The organism is Okeanomitos corallinicola TIOX110 (assembly GCF_038050375.1).
GTDB lineage: Bacteria > Cyanobacteriota > Cyanobacteriia > Cyanobacteriales > Nostocaceae > Okeanomitos > Okeanomitos corallinicola.
In genome coordinates, this window is the sequence record NZ_CP150886.1 from 2,016,098 (window position 1) to 2,032,814 (window position 16,717).

Here is a 16,717-nt window from a genome sequence, read left to right on the forward strand (position 1 = left end):
AGGAAATAGAAAGTTTGTTAATTATTGATTTATCGTTTTTTAAATAATCTAAAATATGGTTATTTTATGTCTAAAATTATTTTACCCCCTCCTTTAAAACCTGGTGATTTATTGCGTGTTATTGCTCCTAGTGGTGCGTTAAGAGAGTTTGCAGCTTTTGAACAAAGTTTGGAAATTTGGAAAGCGCATGGTTACAATATCCAAATTAGCGACAATATAGACAGCAGATATGGTTATCTTGCCGGTACTGATGCTCACCGTTGTCAACAACTCGCTACAGCATGGCATGATTCAGACTGTCGCGGTATTATCTGCGCTAGGGGTGGTTTCGGTAGTACCCGCATTTTGGAAAGTTGGTCTTGGGAACAAAAAACGGCAGATCCGAAATGGTTGCTCGGTTTTTCTGATATCACAGCCCTGCTCTGGAGTCTCTACAAGGCTGGTATTTCTGGTTTACATAGTCCCGTACTCACTACCCTAGCAAATGAGCCAGAATGGTCAATAAAACGGTTATTTGATATTGTAGCAGGTCGTTCTGTAGCACCTTTACAGGGTAAGGGTTGGGGTGGTGGTAAAGTTACAGGAGTGCTACTTCCTGGTAATCTCACGGTAGCAACCCATCTTTTAGGTACACCGCTATTACCTGATCTAGATGGTGTCATCTTAGCTTTTGAAGATGTCGCAGAAGCACCCTATCGCATTGATCGAATGTTAACTCAATGGCGGTTAAGTGGCGTTTTATCAAAAGTTCGGGGTATTGCTTTGGGAGGTTTCACCGACTGTGATGCACCACCTAATATACCGAGTTTGAGTATAGAAGAAGTTTTGCAAGATAGATTATCTGATTTAGGTATTCCTATTGTTTCCGATTTACCTTTTGGTCATGATAGTCCCAATGCTGCTTTACCTGTAGGGGTAGAAGCAACATTAGATGCAGATGAGGGAATACTAAATGTTTGCTGTTAAACCTAACGATTCTAAACAACAACAGAAACTTTCTATTTGTTGTAGAAAACATTCTTCGTCTGTAAGATTGGCAAAAGGCTGAGAAACAACATTAATTTGATCAGCAATGCTTTTATAAGTTGCTTTAATTATGGAAATCATGTTAATAAAGTCATCTAAATAATCAGGATTTTCCAGAGAAGGAACAACTAAATTACTTGGAAGAGATGCAATTATTTTGCCAAAATCTGCGTTTTCTAAGTTTAAAAATGAAGCACAAAGATTATCATATCTTTGATTAATTTGCATACTATCCTGATGTTTGTCTGCACTCAGCCAATTAGGTTGTACTGACTGTTTTTTCTGAAGAATAGCAATTTGATGTCCTGGTTCAATTATTTCCACATCAAAACTATCTGGATACACGGACAACCAGTTTTTTAAGATTGTTTTTTCACCTTCTCTATTGACATCATCTAAAATTACCAAACCACCAACACACAATTGATCATAGATTTGATATAAACAGGCTTCTCTTCCTCTTAATGTGTAAAATGGTGGCCCATCTATAATTACACAATCAATATTCAGGTTACTTAAAGCAGCCTCTTGAGTATAAGTCAAAATCTGACCTGAACCGTATTTTTGAAAACTCAAAGGCTGATATTTTAATTGTAAAAGATTTGGAAATTCCAGAAATTCTTGAGCTAGTGCTTGAGTTTGATCATAAAAATTTGCATCTGCATCTATGGAAAGAATGTTAGTTTTAGGAAAACTTAAAGCTAGACGGATAGAACTTGCTCCACTACCAAACTCGACAATATGATTTGGGATATTGAATTCTTGATGAATTAATTCCACAATTTTCAAGAATGCTTCTTCCCCAATTCGCCAGCCAAGATTAAGATCTAACTTGTCTAACTTGGAATTATCAAAATTTATGATCATCATCACACCCTAAATAACCTGAATTTGTATTATGCCTGATCTTGGAAATGCTCCGCTCAGACGGAGCTTTATTCTTAGACCTTTGACAAAATTTTATGAAACCATTTTTCCAAGCGACCACCCATAGCTTCTAAAGAATATAAACTTTCCGCTCGCTGGCGACAAATTTGACGATCAATTGTATGTAAATTCTTAACAGCCTCTATCAAACCTTGTACACTGTCTGGTTCAACCAAAAACCCAGTTTTACCATCTTCCACAATTTCCACTAAACCACCACGAGAATAAGCAATCACCGGCACTCCGCAAGCTGAAGCTTCAAGACCTACCGTGGGGAAAGCATCTATCCAATGGGGAGTAGCTAACATAGCTTGACATTGCCCTAGTCCTGCTTGTAATTCTGTTGTAGATAGAAATCCTTGGTAATCTATCTGTGCATTGGGATAGTCCTGACGAATTTTTTGCCAATATTCCTCATTTTGAATTAAACCAAACACTTTTAAAGGCATTCCCAGGGTATTTGCTGCTGCTACTGCATCTTCTAAACCCTTCTCTGGCGCTATGCGACCTACCCACCCTAAACTATTTCCTGGTTGATCACAAAATTGATACAAAGATAAATCCAACCCATTCAATAAACACACACATTCTTCTGCACAAGGAAAAGTAGCAGCTTGAGTTTTAGAGTGGACACCAATAGCTCCTGGAAACTTAGTTGCTACTTTTGTAATCATGTCATCCATAGCATCAGTTAAAGAACTCATACTAATTAAATGAGCTACTGGACAAGTGAAAAATTGTGTTAAATATAATGGCAACCAGTCATAGCTAAAATTTAAAATTAAATCATAATTTTCCTGTACTTGATCAGCATAACTCCACATATTCGCCAAAACTGAATTGTTAGGAATATAAATTTGCTCATCACGCTTTTGATCTTGGGCTGGGTTTTGTGTGTTTCCAGGTATTTCTATTAGAGGTAACGAACCACTCCGAGAACCCTCCGGTGCTACAATATCCACTTTGTGTCCCCGTTTTAGCATTGCTTTGGCAGTATTAGATAGGGTTACTTCTACTCCACCACTCAACCCTGAACCTAATGTACCAACGGCGGTGGACATGAATAATAATTTGTAAGATGGATTCGTCATCATTAATATCCTCAAAAAAAAATTGTGGTATTTATCCTAAATGAATCATCTTCAAAATCAAGTAGGAATGCTATATTTTTTTATCATAATTTGGTATTGCTGATTAAGAGTATGATTTTGTTCCACGCAGAGTCCCAGAGAGTAAGAGCTTATTTTTTTTAATTTTTCAATTCCATCCTTCAATTCAGCAACGCCAATTTTTGCCTTATGGTCGGGGAATTGATTGATAAATTTTAGTTTTATCTATTAGTTTATTTAAACTTAATCTCGTAATAATATCATAATATTTATTGTTGCGGGATGCTACAAGAATTAAAATGTAGTAGCTTACCACAGGTTAAACAAAAATTTATGAGTGTTTTGTCGGTTCTATGTTTATGCAAGATGAATGAAAAAATTTTGATTTAAGCTACGATTATGTTAAAGTAAGTTTGCCCTTTTTTTTAGGTCAGGTAAATCCAATTTCATCAGTTAATCTAGAATTAATAAATTCAGGGTTTGCTAATTACCAATAAAACCAAATATTCAATCCTATGAAACATCCTTTAATTTCTATTATTACTCCAGCTTATAAAGCTGAAAATACCATCATTAGAGCCGTTAAAAGTGTAATAAAACAAGATTTTCCTGATTGGGAAATGATTATTATTAGTGATGATTTACAAAATTATGAGCAGATTCTCAAAGAAAATAATATTATAGATGCACGATTGCAATTTACTTCAACTAATAAGTTAGGATCAGGTGCAAGTAATGCTAGGAATAAAGGTTTAGAGACTGCTAAAGGACAGTATATAGCTTCCCTTGATGCAGATGATGAGTTTAAATCTCAAAAGTTATCGAAGATGATACCTTTGGTAGAAAAGTATGGTGCGGCTGTTTCTGATATTGAGTTTCGAGATAGCGATTCTTACCTTGCCTTGGAAAAATTAAATCAGTTACCTGAAAATGATTTTCTTTCTGCAAAAGATATCATTCCCGTTTGTCTGCATACCTATAGTATTTATTTATATGATCGAGCAAAAATTCCTAATTTATACTATGAAAATGATTTGGCTAGAGCGCAAGATTTGGTTTTTTTGATGTCATTTTTTAATCACATTGAATTTATTGGTTTTGAGTCTGATAGATTGCATACTTATTACAGGCGTGAAGGTTCTGTTTGTAATTCTGCCGATACCCATGCAACTTCTCATCAAAATAAACAAAGGTTACTGGCAAAAATAAATAATGATCAGATATCTATTCAAAACGAATTAGCCAAGGAAGAGACTAGAAAATATATGAATTTCAGTTTAGAAATAGATGATATTTATGATCAAGAAATTCTGAAAAATCCCCAAGCTGAATGGTTACAAATTTTTAAAACACAAATTCAAGAACGCTATTTTCTCAGCTAACTATATAGAATGCAGATAGAAAGATGATTTTTCGATCCTTGATTCTGAAAATCAGTCCAGTGACTGGGTAAATTATGACGTTTTATTAAGTTAAGTAAAGCAACCCTAAGAGCTTTTGGAGTATAGGACTCAACCGTAATCCAGGGATGATAAGCTAAACAGTGAAATAACAAAGTGACTTAGGATGTAGTGTTAAATGGGTGTTTCCTCAACGGCTCCTCTCCTCCTTCGGGCTGCACGTGGTGAACAAGTAGATCGTCCCCCTGTATGGATGATGCGACAAGCGGGACGCTATATGAAAGCGTATCGGGATTTACGGGAAAAATATCCTTCTTTTCGGGAACGCTCAGAAATTCCTGAAGTAGCGATTGAAGTTTCCCTCCAACCGTGGAGAGCTTTCCAACCCGACGGAGTTATTTTATTTTCCGATATTGTCACCCCCCTACCTGGTATGGGAATTGACATGGATATTGCGGAAGGTAAAGGCCCAATTATTAACGCGCCCATTCGCACTCAAGAACAAGTTGATCAACTACGTCCACTAGATCCAGAAACATCCCTGCCATTCATTAAAACGATTTTGCAGGCATTAAGGCAGGAAGTAGATAATCAATCAACGGTGTTGGGCTTTGTGGGCGCACCCTGGACTTTAGCAGCTTATGCGGTGGAAGGTAAAGGTTCTAAAACCTATTCCATCATCAAAAACATGGCTTTCTCAGAACCAGCAATTTTGCATCAGTTACTCACTAAATTTGCTGAATCTATAGCAGATTATGTACGCTATCAAATTGATTGTGGCGCTCAAGTGGTGCAAATGTTTGATTCTTGGGCGGGACAATTAAGCCCTCAAGATTATGAAGTATTTGCTGCACCCTATCAAAAAATGGTGTTTGAAAAGGTGAAAGAAACCCATCCTGATACACCATTAATTTTGTTGGTTACAGGTAGTGCCGGACTTTTAGAAAGAATGGCTACCTCTGGTGCAGATATCCTCACCATTGACTGGACTGTGGATATGGCAGATGCACGGAAAAGACTGGGTAAGGAAGTGAAAGTACAGGGTAATCTTGATCCCGGTGTGTTATTTGGTTCTAAGGAATTTATCCGCGATCGCATTTTGGATACAGTTCGTAAAGCCGGTAATTGGGGACATATCCTCAACCTTGGACATGGTGTACTACCAACCACACCAGAAGAAAATGTCGCTCATTTCTTTGAAACTGCCAAAAACCTCAACGCTTTGGTTTAATCAGTTATTAGTTATCAGTTGTCAGTGATCAAAACTGAAAATTGGCAACTGATTTCACTGATTGAAAGTTTGATTTCTTAATTTTTAAATTATAATTACTTCATGTCTAAAAAACGAATTTTAATCACAGGTGCAAGTGGCTGTATCGGTCACTACATTAGCGAAGCGTTAATTGAAAACACTGAACACGAACTTTATTTATTAGTGAGAAATCCTAATAAATTGCAAGTTGATACTCAAACACGGACAGGAATCACCATTTTACAAGGTGATATGCAGGAAATTAACAAATTTTCCAACCTCCTAAAAACCATTGACACTGCGGTTTTAACAGCAACTTCCTGGGGTGGGGATAATATTTTTGATATTAATGTTAATAAAACCATAGAGTTGATGAGTTTGTTAAACCCAGAAAGATGTCAACAGGTAATTTATTTTTCGACAGCGAGTGTTTTAAATCATGATAACCAACCATTAAAAGAAGCGGGAGAAATTGGCACAGATTATATTAGTTCTAAATATGATTGTTTACATAAAATTGAAGAATTAGCTATTTTTCCTAAGATTACTACAGTGTTTCCTACCTTGGTTTTAGGTGGTGATGAGACAAAACCCTATTCTCATTTAACATCTGGTATTTCTGAAGTTACTAAATTTATTAATATCATTCGTTTTTTACAGGCGGATGGTAGCTTTCACTTTATTCATGGAAAAGATATTGGTACAGTTGTCCAGTATTTAATTGATTATCCACCACAAGCGGGCGATCCGCGCAGATTTGTTTTAGGCCAATCTGGGTTAACGGTTAATCAAGCTGTAGAAGAAGTTTGTGATTATCTAGGTAAAAAGATTTTTTTCCGCATTCCGTTATCTTTAGGTTTAGCGAATGTAATTATTAAATTATTTAGAATTCAAATGGCTGCATGGGATAGATTTTGTATGAGTTATCGGCATTTTACCTATTCTAATGCCATCAATCCTGGTAGTTTTGATTTACCTAATTACTGTGTAACTATGAGTGATGTTTTAAGAATTAGTGGTGTGAAAGACGGCAAATAAAATAAAATAAAATAAAATTTTAGTTTTTGTCTCTAGTCTTCACTAATTTTAACTAACTTTCAAACTGACTGCAAAATCTCTAATTTAGGACTTACGCAATAGTCAGAAAATAACTAATCACAAATAGATACACAGAGAATACAAATAAATAATTAGCATATTTTACGTAAGTCCGGAAAGTTGTTAATTACTTTCTGTCTTAGATACTAATATCTACTTCCCCTGGTAGATCCAAAGCGATTAACAAAGCTTGTGCTAGATGTGCCATTACCACCTCAGAAAGTACACCTCTTAACCGCAAAAAGCGCGTTTTTGATAATACCCGCACCTGATCTGCCATTGCGATCGAGTCTTTTCTCAGGCCACCATCTGGAGATAAAATTAAAACTTGGGTAGGATAAACTCGTTTGCCCGTTTGATAAGTCGTACACGGTACTGCTAAAACTACTGGGCTAGATAAATTAATTACGTCACGACTAACTATAATTACCGGGCGTGTTCCTCCTTGTTCTGAACCTTCAGTCATTTCTAGACGCGCATCGTAAACTTCACCCCTTCTCATCTTGGAGATTCCCCTAACTGCAACGCCTCCCATTGAGCCGTAGCAAATTCTGCCTCGATTTTTAAGACTTCCGCTTGATAATCAGGATCTCTCGTCATCTCTGCCAGTGCTGCGTCTATTTCCGCTCGCTTTTGTGCTGCTAACTCTCGTTTCAGAGCTTGCACCACAAAATCATTACGACTTTTGGCTTTTCCCTCCAGTACGGCTTTATCTGTAGCTTCTAGCAGTTCTTTCGGGATCGTTAACGTCGTGCGAATTGTTTTTACTTTCATGGTGCGTTCAGTCTATGATGTCTGAAGTGATGCCTTATATGATATCGTTTTAATCGTCAAATTGTAACTGTAAGTTTGCTAGTGGCAATTTGTGATTGGTAATGAAAAGGCTTCATAGGTGAGAGTTAAGCGGCTAAACCAAGATCAAAAAGTTTGGCATTGCTAAATAATGAGATGATTTTTGTCTCACGCCAAGGCGCAAAGAAGCAAAAGCTCAAGGAGACAGATTTTGTAAAAAGTCTCTAAGGGTTTTATCTCGCAATTATGCAAGGCCAAAAGTTTGTGATTAACTAAAACTACTAAATTTTCATATGATGAAGTCTAGATACAAGAGCTAAATCCTTTATTCATTTGTGTTTACACCATTTTTACTCATTAATTGACTATCTTAAAAAGAGATATTTAGTTCCAGGCGATCGCCTTGATTTTCTTCTGCACTTTCTTAACAACTATGAAAACACCTACAGAATTACCAATTCGCTTAGATTATTACTACGAACAAATCAAAACAATTATTCTCTCCCGTCAAAATCCCATCACCGGTTTATTACCAGCCAGTACCGCCATTACTGCCCACGGTGATTATACAGATGCTTGGGTGAGAGATAATGTTTATAGTATTTTGGCAGTCTGGGGTTTAGCATTAGCTTACCGCAAAATAGATGACGATCAAGGACGTACCTATGAATTGGAATATAGTGTAGTCAAATTGATGCGTGGTTTGCTGTTTGCAATGATGCGACAGTCCCATAAGGTAGAAACATTTAAACACACACAATCTTTACTAGATGGACTGCACGCCAAATACAATACTGCCACTGGTGATGTTGTAGTTGGGGATGATGAATGGGGACATTTACAACTAGATGCGACATCTATATATCTGTTGATGTTGGCACAAATGACAGCATCAGGTTTATCAATTATTTTTACCTTGGATGAAGTTAACTTTGTCCAAAATTTGGTTTATTACATTGGGAGAGCTTACCGCACCCCAGATTTTGGGATTTGGGAGCGAGGTAATAAAATTAATCACGGTAGTGCCGAACTAAATGCCAGTTCTCTGGGTATGGCTAAAGCTGCACTAGAGGCGATGAATGGACTGAATTTATTTGGTGTCAATGGTTGTCAAGCCTCAGTAATTCATGTTCTCCCAGATGAAATTGCTAGGGCGAGAATTACCTTAGAATCTTTATTACCAAGGGAATCAGCATCTAAAGAAGTTGATGCGGCTTTATTGAGTATTATTAGTTATCCTGCCTTTGCAGTGGAAGATTTACAGTTACAACAACGCACCTTTAATGAAATTATTAATAAATTGGGTGGTAGATATGGCTGTAAACGCTTTTTGAGAGATGGACACCAAACGGTTTTAGAAGACTCTCACCGGTTACATTATGAACCTTGGGAACTGAAACAATTTGAAAATATCGAATGTGAATGGCCGTTGTTTTTCACTTATTTAATTCTTGATGGTATTTTTAGTCAGAATGATGAACAAGTTGAAAAATATCAACAACTTTTAGCCGAAGTTATTGTTGAAAGGGATGGCTGGAAGTTATTACCGGAATTGTATTATGTACCTGAAGAAAATATTGAGGCGGAAAAATTAGAGCCTCATACACAAACTAGATTACCTAATGAAAATATTCCTTTGGTGTGGGCGCAAAGTTTATATTTTTTGGGAGAAATGTTGACCGAAGGTTTAATTGCAGTAGGAGATATTGATCCTTTAGGTAGACATTTACGGGTGGGTAAAAATCGGGAAGCAATGGTACAAATTGCTTTGCTGGCAGAAGATGAAGAATTACAATCTGAGTTAGAAGTGTATGGTATTGAAACTCAAACACCTAACCAAGTAGAACCAATTCAAATTAGGCACGCTGGGGAACTTTCACAAATTTATACGCAAATTGGGCGTAATGATAAATTAGGTTTGACAGGCCGTCCGATGCGGAGGTTGCGGAGTTTGACAATATCAAGAATGTACCGGATTCAAGATCAAACTATTGCTTTTTTACCTACTTTTTTGGATTCACAACAATTTTATTTAACCCTGGATTACCATTTTTTAGTTGATCAAATTCGTGGTGAGTTAGCTTATATCCAAAAGTGTTGGAGTGATTTAGGTCGGCCGACTTTGACTTTAATGATTACTCGTACCATGTTAGAAACTGGTGCAGAAGCATTATTAGAATTAATGCAGGAACTCAAGGATGGTGTTTGTGGTGGTGTGAAGGTAAAATTAGGCAGATTGAATCAATTAATGCTGACTGCTGCTTTGCAAAGAATTGATTTTCTGGAAGATATTAAGTTATTTTCTCCTCCTGTTAAGGATGCCAAGCTGCGTTACTATCATTTGTTTTCTAATCCTAGTAAAAATTGGCGGTTGGGACATACACAGGAATTTCACATGGAATGTGAAACTAACTTAGATGCTTTGCTGAGTTATTTACGTTCCTCGGAAAATATTTATGAACAAATTGAATTATTGCAAACTTTAAGTCGTTTAAAGGGTTTGGATTTTGAAACTGGTTATGGCGAAGCTGGTTATGCAGTGACAGTGGGAGATTTATTGGATGAAGTTTACACTAAAGCTGGTTCTTTAGGTTTGTGGGCGGTGGTACGACGAGCTGCTGCTTTAAGACAAATGGTGGATATTGCTTTGTCTGATGCGGTGACAAGTATTTTGGTTTGTGGTAAACAAATTGCTGTGGGTAGGGCTTATAGTGAGGCTTCATTGATCACTGTACCTATGTCTCATCATGAAATTGCTGAGAAGATTAATAATTTCTGTCGGGAGGATATCCGCGATCGCGTTTTGACTCAAGAAGTGATGATTTATTTGGGTGTGTTAATTAAGTCAGAACCGGAATTATTTAAGGGACTTTTAACACTGAGAGTTGGTTATTTGATTCTGTTAATTACTAGCGAATTAGCCCAAGAATTAGGTGTAACTCAGGATGAAGCTTATGATCATTTGATGCAGCTTTCACCTTATGAAGTTAAGGATCGTCTGGAAAAAGTCTTAACTAGCTATAGTGGTGTTACTGGTTTATTACGTCAACAGGAATCATTGCATATTAAGCAGAAAGAAAGTGATATTGCTTGGGTGGTGCAACCAGTAATTAGGGAAGAAATTGAAGTTGAACCAGAAAATTGGCGCAGATATCGTCAAGCAGAAGGGGCAATAAATCGAGTTCCCAAGGACTTTTTTAAACAAGTTTGGTTGTTAATGCACCATTGTAAAGGGTTGGTAATTGGGGATAAGTTAGAAAGAAGAAATCGCTTGGAAAGTGAGTTGATGATTTCAGAAATGACCGCTGGGGAAAGAAATTTTGCTCTGAGAATTGAACATTTACTGAATAAAATTGAAGCCCCAGAATATCGCCAAGTCAATGTAGAAGCGTTGATGGAGTTAGCAGCAATAGCAGCTAATAATCCGAATTTACACATTGAAGAATATATTGTTTTAGATGTTTTAGTTGGTCATGCGGTCAGATTAGCATGGTTAGAAAATCATCCAGAAAGGGGCGATCGCTATGACGAAGATAAGGGTTTAGCATGGCCTAATTTTTATAATACTTCTCCCAGTGATTGTGCTACTTATATCTTGAAGGCGTTAAAATTCCTGACGAAGTTTGAAAGAGATTTGTAACTTGATCACAAGGTTTAGCAATGCTAAACCCAGAGATAAAGGAAAATATTGAAAGTTGATCGTCACTCCAACCACAATTAATAAGCTGATATTATCTAAGTTGTGGTTATTAATAAAAAATTAATCTTTACTGGGTTGCATAGATATGTACAGTTATAGTATTTTCCTAGAAAATATGCCATAACAAAAGCACAGATACTACTACAATTTGGTGTCTATACATGAAAAATTCTCAGATCCATTTTAGCGATCGCCTCACGGAAATTGATCTTTACCAACTTCAACACCTGTTTAATCTTGCCGCTTTTTGGGCAAAAGGGCGTAGTATAAAGGATTTGAGAACAGCTATTGCTAACAGTAAACCAGTTATATCTGTTTGGAATCAAGAACAATTAATTGGTTTTGCAAGGGCGGCTTCTGATGGTATCTATCGCGCTACAATTTGGGATGTGGTTATTCATCCAGAATATCAAGGTAAGGGACTGGGTATCAAGTTAGTAGAAACAGTTTTAGCTCACCCAGTCATGCAAGTAGAGCGTGTTTACCTAATGACTACTAACCAACAAAAATTCTACGAAAAGATCGGGTTTCAAACCAACAGTACAACCACGATGGTACTATACAATCAAACCGATCTTAGTTCTATTCCTACGGGAGAAGTTAAACTTCAGGAATCGCTAAAGGGATAGATATTTGTAATCTAGTCCAATCCTGTGTTACTTCATGGGTGATAGGAGAGGAAATAACTTCTAATTTTCCTCCCATCACTGCTAATAATTTCTGATTTAATAATAGTTTCATTCCTGAAGATAGTTCCGGATCTTCCTGATTTGTTACTTCTTTAGATGCAACTAAATCTACTGCTTCACTAGATATAACAGCATCACTAGGGACATCTAAACAAATCTGCACAAAATTACTTTTATGCTCCATAGATGCAATATTAGCGGCAAGATAAATACTGCCTTCTTCCATCTTTAAAATAGCAGTGTCTATTAAGTTTACTAATATTTGGCGTAGCCAGCGCAGATCAGCTAAAACGTAAATTTCAGGTTCTGGGAATGATACATGAAAAGGATAATTACGATTTGCCGCCAGCATATAAGTTAATTTATGAACTTCCTGAAAAACATCATTTAGCTGAATAGGCTGAAGTTCTAACTTGTTTTTACCATGTTCTGTTCTGGCAACACTGAGAATTTCATCAATCATTTTCAGTAGTTTAAGTGATCTATCATAGGCTTGGCTGACAAATTCCCTTTCTTCAGCCGGATTTTCACACAGATCATTTAAAATTAACTGATGTAAACCGATTAACCCATTCAATGGCGATCGCAATTCATGGCTAGTTCTAGCTAAAAAACCAGCTTGAAACTGGCTCATTTCCCTAGCCATTTCGTAAGCTAATGTCGTTTGGTTTAATTCCTCTAAAATTCCAGTTTCTTCCTGTATTGGGACTGTTTTAATAGGGCTAGATACTGTCTTGGGAGTCTGTAAAAATAACTTACAAAGGCCAATTCCTAATCCTATACCTGTTCCTAAATATAGCCAGTTAGTGAAGTTCATAATTTTATAAAGATAATTTTTTTCTTTTCCAACTTTTCAGGGATAAATTATAAATTATGAGTTAATTGTAATTGCTCCTTGACGTAAAATTTGCCAACCATGACCAGTCCATTTAGCAACAGTGGAAGGAATTCCTAAACCTTTATATTCTGTAGATGCTAAAGTAAAAACTTCTGGGAATTGAGTTTCTATTTCTTCTCTATTTTCTAAAGTAGGTTGTCCTGATAAATTGGCACTGGTTGTAGCCATCGGACCAGTTTGAATTAAAATAGTTTGGGCAATTTGATGATTTGGCACTCTGACACCAATAGTATTTGGATCATGGGGATTCATAACTTTAGGAACTTTTGTATTAGCTGGTAATACTAAAGTTAAAGCACCAGGCCAATATTGATTAATTACATCTTGCCAGATTTGATATTCTGCATTACTTCCTTGAACATAATCCCATATATCTTCAGCTTGACCAGCCATTAAAATTAAAGGTTTATCTAAACAGCGTTGTTTAGCATTATAAATCAATTGTGCTTGGGCGGGAATGGTAGCTAGTGCAGGAACAGTATCGGTAGGAAAGCTGATCAATTTTCCAGCTTTGGCATTTTCTATTAATACTTCTAGGGAGACATTCATAAATATATGGAGTTACTATAAGAAATTGGAAAACGTTTGGCAAAAGATACCTCAACCATGACAAGGTGGTTGCAAAAGTATAAGTCAGGTGGGCTACCAGAGAATATTAAATGTTAAACATTGAAATTTTCTCTGGTGATACAGCAATAAAGTTTAACTGCTGGAAGTTTTCAGGAGAATTAACAGGGATTAATTTTTGGATAAAAGGCTGATAATAAAATAATTGATAACCAATACTTTCTAAATACTTTGCTACTTCAATATTGCTACCTTGACTACCTGCGATATTTTCATAAAGAATTACTGGTTTAAACTGATTTATTAACTGTTTACTCCCCGCTAAAACTGCCATTTCATGTCCTTCTGCATCCATTTTCAAAAAATCAACTTGCTGAATATTTTCTTGTTCCACTAAACTATCTAAGGTAAAAGAAGGAACTTCTTCAAAAGTACCCGCAGCTATATCTATAGTATCATCACTAACTACTTCATTAAGTTCATTGGCAGCGTGTAATAATAATTTGACAGTGCTGTTTTTATCACTTGCTGCACCTACACAAACTTTTACCCAGGGTAACTCATTTATTCTAGAGGTTTCTTGCAAACAACGGACACAACCAGAAAATGGTTCAACTGCTAAAACTCGTCCTGTATTTCCGACTTTTAAAGCTGCACTAAAAGTATAAACACCGACATTTGCACCGACATCAATAATTGTCATTCCTGGTTGGATATAACTGCGCCAAAATTCCATTTCTTTCTCGAACCAATCTTGCTCAGTTAGTAATACACTGGTGACAATACTTTTTAAACTTGGTTCAACTGCCATGATCAAATTACTTTCAAAAGGCAGATATGTAAATAAACTATCTAATGGTAATTGTGTCCATTTCCATTCTGGAGATGAGGCATTAAACTGATAAAAATCACTAGCTGTTTTTAGCCAATAATCTGCTAATGTTACTTGTTGCAAATCTCGATGAGCTAAATATAAAGATTGCAAAATAGGTGCGTAATCTGGTTGTAATTTTCTGGCTTGTTGTAAATATAAAATACCTTCTATTTTGCGAGACATTAAATTAGCAATCCCTATCTTTAAGCTCAAATTAACTAAATTAGGTAGAGTTTGGTTGGCTAGGTATAGAAACCTCTCGCTGACAGGAGTGTAAAAAGCAATTTGTGAGCTAGAAATAATTTCACTCAGTAAAACTAAGACTTGCTGAAAAATATTTTCAGATAAGATTTTTTCTAAACACTTTTGATCATTTATTGCTATTTTTCGCTGATTTACAGATAGATAGATTAAATAATTGTTATTTTCTATTGATACGTTGTAAGCATAATGTACAGCATTAATAAATGCGTTATAAGCTATTTCTAAAGCCTTTGATTTTTCTCCAATCCAACTATGAATTAATGCTAAATGAGCGGAAAAAATTGGATGTTTATCTATTTCCAAAGCATTATTTAATGCGTCAAATGCCATTTCTAAATACATAGAACGCATAGTTAAATCTTCAGACTGTTCTGCTTCAGCCATTGCTACTACCGCGATATTATTCCAGTCAGCAGCATTATTTGGTTCATCCCAAGAAGTCTGATCAAGAATATGAGCTATTTTCTCTAAAGTCTGATCAGCAACAGATGGTAGGAGATTTTGAAGATAATTTACATAAGAATTATCATTAGTAGCTGTAGAGTTCATATTTCAGACCTGTATAATTTTAAACTTTAGTTATTTACGGTTAGGATACCCAAAATTTTCTAGCATTTATCATTTATTTTGATAAATCTTTACAATCAACCACATAACTACCCAAAATCAGCATCCCAGCGTTGAGTCATTCTCTATCTGATGACTGAAGAGTCAGAAACTGTCTATTTAACTAACGTCTTCATAGTCTATAATTCCATCTGTCAGCCTGGGTTTCCTAGTTTCAATTTTAATAAATTAGTATCTAAATCCTGATAGATAAAAACCTACTTTTGTGGCCAACGCCAATTATAACGATTCCATTCATAAATACCTTGAATTTCATACTCAGTCCCATTCAAAAACCGGATTAGACAATTAGTAAAATCATCTTGATCCGGTTCATAAATCTGAATTACCATACAAGGAAACCATTCTCGTTGATCAGCATCATTTCCTGGTATCCATTCCCACAAAGCATTAGAAACCTCAACGCGATCGCCTATCCTGAGTTTTAAAGCCTCTTCAAAATAAGAATATTTATCAAAATGGTAGTCCTCCACCCGATTTAACCAGGGTAAACCATAGTGATCACGAATAAACTGCACCTTACCCGAATCTTGCCCCAACAGCCAATCATTTAACAACTGTACTTTCCAAGTGCGGTTTTGCTCCTCCTCCGCTTTCACAAACGCCAAAAACGCCTCCAACTCTTCTGGGGTGAGTTCATCCAAAGGATTAGCAGTATCTGATACCCTAGATTTTGAGTTCTTCTGAATTTGCTTGATTACTTGCAGCAATATTTGTTTCTGCGTATCACTGAGAGGATAGCCAGCTGCATCACAACGATAAAAAGCTGTTTTCAGGGCTGCTTCAATCTCATCGCTAGTCATAAGCTCCCGCAAATGATGGTTTCTGTTTACAATTATTGCAAACTTAAATTCAACTCTTCTATCCCTTCACCGGGAACTTTCGGGAATTTAAAGTTAAAACCTGTCTATACTTTCAGCAAATTTAAGGTGTATTTCATGTTATTACGCTCACTAAAGCTAATTTTCCTCTCTTTTCTCATCTTTTTTTTCACCTGGACATTTACTATCCCTGCTCAAGCTTTAACAAAACTTAAACTATCTGACTTGTCATATCAAGACTGTCCCCCAGAACTAGCAAAAGGCGCTGTTATTAGTAGCGGTTCAGCAGCAGCTAATTGTTTTATTGTCACAGGTAAAGCAGAAAATAGCACTTATAAAACAGTTTATGATGCAGATATCTTTGGACGCATTTATGATGCCAACAATAACCCTATCTTACAAAATCGTACCCGCTTAGGTTCTATTCCTGAAGTTCCACCAGGTATTAGTGATTTTGAGTTAAGAATATCCGTACCGGAAAACCAGCCTACTCCTTTAAAACTCAAGCAATTTAAAGCCTCTGGGTTTAGCGGCAAAGTCCGCAATTGACACTCACCGCTCTAAAGACACGGGGATTTTACATTCACTGTAGTTTAGACTAAACCATGAAAAATAACCCAGCAGGGCTGAGTTAATCAGAGACTTAGCAAAAGTATAAATAATCTGAGGTATT

Annotated in this window: 15 protein-coding genes; 7 read left to right on the forward strand and 8 right to left on the reverse strand. The window is 36.3% G+C overall.

All coding sequences use genetic code 11. The annotated features are described in order from the left end of the window. Window positions 1-66 precede the first annotated feature (66 nt). Window positions 67-966 (forward strand): LD-carboxypeptidase, encoded by a 900-nt coding sequence (locus WJM97_RS08875; protein ID WP_353932677.1) that lies wholly within the window; start codon window positions 67-69, stop codon window positions 964-966. Here WJM97_RS08875 and WJM97_RS08880 read toward each other — a convergent pair. Continuing rightward, window positions 949-1,896: a hypothetical protein gene (locus WJM97_RS08880; protein WP_353932678.1), complete on the reverse strand. Its 948-nt coding sequence runs from the start codon at window positions 1,894-1,896 to the stop codon at window positions 949-951. The genes WJM97_RS08875 and WJM97_RS08880 overlap by 18 nt on opposite strands. A 71-nt stretch (window positions 1,897-1,967) precedes the next feature. Next, window positions 1,968-3,044: a glycosyltransferase family 4 protein gene (locus WJM97_RS08885; protein ID WP_353932679.1), complete on the reverse strand. Its 1,077-nt coding sequence runs from the start codon at window positions 3,042-3,044 to the stop codon at window positions 1,968-1,970. 533 nt (window positions 3,045-3,577) lie between these two features. Here WJM97_RS08885 and WJM97_RS08890 point away from each other — a divergent pair. From WJM97_RS08890 to WJM97_RS08900, 3 genes are all read left to right on the forward strand, one after another. After that, complete coding sequence (locus tag WJM97_RS08890) at window positions 3,578-4,444, forward strand: glycosyltransferase (protein ID WP_353932680.1); 867 nt, start codon at window positions 3,578-3,580, stop codon at window positions 4,442-4,444. Window positions 4,445-4,640: 196 nt separating this feature from the next. Continuing rightward, window positions 4,641-5,693: a uroporphyrinogen decarboxylase gene (gene hemE, locus WJM97_RS08895; RefSeq protein WP_353932681.1), complete on the forward strand. Its 1,053-nt coding sequence runs from the start codon at window positions 4,641-4,643 to the stop codon at window positions 5,691-5,693. Window positions 5,694-5,795: 102 nt separating this feature from the next. Beyond that, entirely contained in the window at window positions 5,796-6,752 is a 957-nt protein-coding gene (locus WJM97_RS08900) for an NAD(P)-dependent oxidoreductase (protein WP_353932682.1), read from the forward strand. Between the two features lie 199 nt (window positions 6,753-6,951). Here WJM97_RS08900 and WJM97_RS08905 read toward each other — a convergent pair whose 3' ends face one another. Both WJM97_RS08905 and WJM97_RS08910 read right to left on the reverse strand, forming a co-directional pair. After that, window positions 6,952-7,314: a type II toxin-antitoxin system PemK/MazF family toxin gene (locus tag WJM97_RS08905; protein WP_353932683.1), complete on the reverse strand. Its 363-nt coding sequence runs from the start codon at window positions 7,312-7,314 to the stop codon at window positions 6,952-6,954. After that, complete coding sequence (locus WJM97_RS08910; RefSeq protein ID WP_353932684.1) at window positions 7,311-7,586, reverse strand: ribbon-helix-helix domain-containing protein; 276 nt, start codon at window positions 7,584-7,586, stop codon at window positions 7,311-7,313. Before WJM97_RS08910 ends, WJM97_RS08905 begins: the two co-directional genes overlap by 4 nt. Before the next feature lie 451 nt (window positions 7,587-8,037). Between WJM97_RS08910 and WJM97_RS08915 the strand changes: the two genes are divergently transcribed. After that, window positions 8,038-11,244, forward strand: a complete 3,207-nt coding sequence (locus WJM97_RS08915) for a glycoside hydrolase family 15 protein (RefSeq protein ID WP_353932685.1) — start codon at window positions 8,038-8,040, stop codon at window positions 11,242-11,244. Between the two features lie 221 nt (window positions 11,245-11,465). After that, the gene (locus WJM97_RS08920) at window positions 11,466-11,933 is read left to right on the forward strand and encodes a GNAT family N-acetyltransferase (RefSeq protein ID WP_353932686.1); all 468 of its coding nucleotides are present in this window, start codon (window positions 11,466-11,468) and stop codon (window positions 11,931-11,933) included. Here the strand turns inward: WJM97_RS08920 and WJM97_RS08925 are convergent. The 4 genes from WJM97_RS08925 to WJM97_RS08940 form a co-directional block, all read right to left on the reverse strand. After that, window positions 11,905-12,810, reverse strand: coding sequence for a HAMP domain-containing sensor histidine kinase (locus WJM97_RS08925; protein ID WP_353932687.1), 906 nt, complete (start codon window positions 12,808-12,810; stop codon window positions 11,905-11,907). The two genes, WJM97_RS08920 and WJM97_RS08925, sit on opposite strands and share 29 nt — an antisense overlap. Window positions 12,811-12,864: 54 nt before the next feature. After that, window positions 12,865-13,440 carry an L-threonylcarbamoyladenylate synthase gene (locus WJM97_RS08930; RefSeq protein WP_353932688.1) on the reverse strand — a complete coding sequence of 192 codons (576 nt, stop codon included), beginning with the start codon at window positions 13,438-13,440 and terminating at the stop codon, window positions 12,865-12,867. Window positions 13,441-13,546: 106 nt separating this feature from the next. Beyond that, complete coding sequence (locus WJM97_RS08935) at window positions 13,547-15,145, reverse strand: FkbM family methyltransferase (protein ID WP_353932689.1); 1,599 nt, start codon at window positions 15,143-15,145, stop codon at window positions 13,547-13,549. 275 nt (window positions 15,146-15,420) lie between these two features. Then, complete coding sequence (locus tag WJM97_RS08940; protein WP_353932690.1) at window positions 15,421-16,026, reverse strand: hypothetical protein; 606 nt, start codon at window positions 16,024-16,026, stop codon at window positions 15,421-15,423. Between the two features lie 135 nt (window positions 16,027-16,161). Between WJM97_RS08940 and WJM97_RS08945 the strand changes: the two genes are divergently transcribed. Beyond that, window positions 16,162-16,593: a biotin carboxylase gene (locus WJM97_RS08945; protein WP_353932691.1), complete on the forward strand. Its 432-nt coding sequence runs from the start codon at window positions 16,162-16,164 to the stop codon at window positions 16,591-16,593. Window positions 16,594-16,717 lie beyond the last annotated feature (124 nt).

Excerpts from the sequence above, each read along its gene's own strand:
- WJM97_RS08905 (WP_353932683.1), bottom strand. The coding sequence starts at position 7,314 with ATGAGAAGGGGTGAAGTTTACGATGCGCGTCTAGAAATGACTGAAGGT.
- WJM97_RS08910 (WP_353932684.1), bottom strand. The coding sequence starts at position 7,586 with ATGAAAGTAAAAACAATTCGCACGACGTTAACGATCCCGAAAGAACTG.
- hemE (WP_353932681.1), top strand. The coding sequence starts at position 4,641 with ATGGGTGTTTCCTCAACGGCTCCTCTCCTCCTTCGGGCTGCACGTGGT.
- WJM97_RS08920 (WP_353932686.1), top strand. The coding sequence starts at position 11,466 with ATGAAAAATTCTCAGATCCATTTTAGCGATCGCCTCACGGAAATTGAT.
- WJM97_RS08875 (WP_353932677.1), top strand. The coding sequence starts at position 67 with ATGTCTAAAATTATTTTACCCCCTCCTTTAAAACCTGGTGATTTATTG.
- WJM97_RS08935 (WP_353932689.1), bottom strand. The coding sequence starts at position 15,145 with ATGAACTCTACAGCTACTAATGATAATTCTTATGTAAATTATCTTCAA.
- WJM97_RS08915 (WP_353932685.1), top strand. The coding sequence starts at position 8,038 with ATGAAAACACCTACAGAATTACCAATTCGCTTAGATTATTACTACGAA.
- WJM97_RS08900 (WP_353932682.1), top strand. The coding sequence starts at position 5,796 with ATGTCTAAAAAACGAATTTTAATCACAGGTGCAAGTGGCTGTATCGGT.
- WJM97_RS08930 (WP_353932688.1), bottom strand. The coding sequence starts at position 13,440 with ATGAATGTCTCCCTAGAAGTATTAATAGAAAATGCCAAAGCTGGAAAA.
- WJM97_RS08945 (WP_353932691.1), top strand. The coding sequence starts at position 16,162 with ATGTTATTACGCTCACTAAAGCTAATTTTCCTCTCTTTTCTCATCTTT.
- WJM97_RS08940 (WP_353932690.1), bottom strand. The coding sequence starts at position 16,026 with ATGACTAGCGATGAGATTGAAGCAGCCCTGAAAACAGCTTTTTATCGT.
- WJM97_RS08925 (WP_353932687.1), bottom strand. The coding sequence starts at position 12,810 with ATGAACTTCACTAACTGGCTATATTTAGGAACAGGTATAGGATTAGGA.
- WJM97_RS08880 (WP_353932678.1), bottom strand. The coding sequence starts at position 1,896 with ATGATGATCATAAATTTTGATAATTCCAAGTTAGACAAGTTAGATCTT.
- WJM97_RS08890 (WP_353932680.1), top strand. The coding sequence starts at position 3,578 with ATGAAACATCCTTTAATTTCTATTATTACTCCAGCTTATAAAGCTGAA.
- WJM97_RS08885 (WP_353932679.1), bottom strand. The coding sequence starts at position 3,044 with ATGACGAATCCATCTTACAAATTATTATTCATGTCCACCGCCGTTGGT.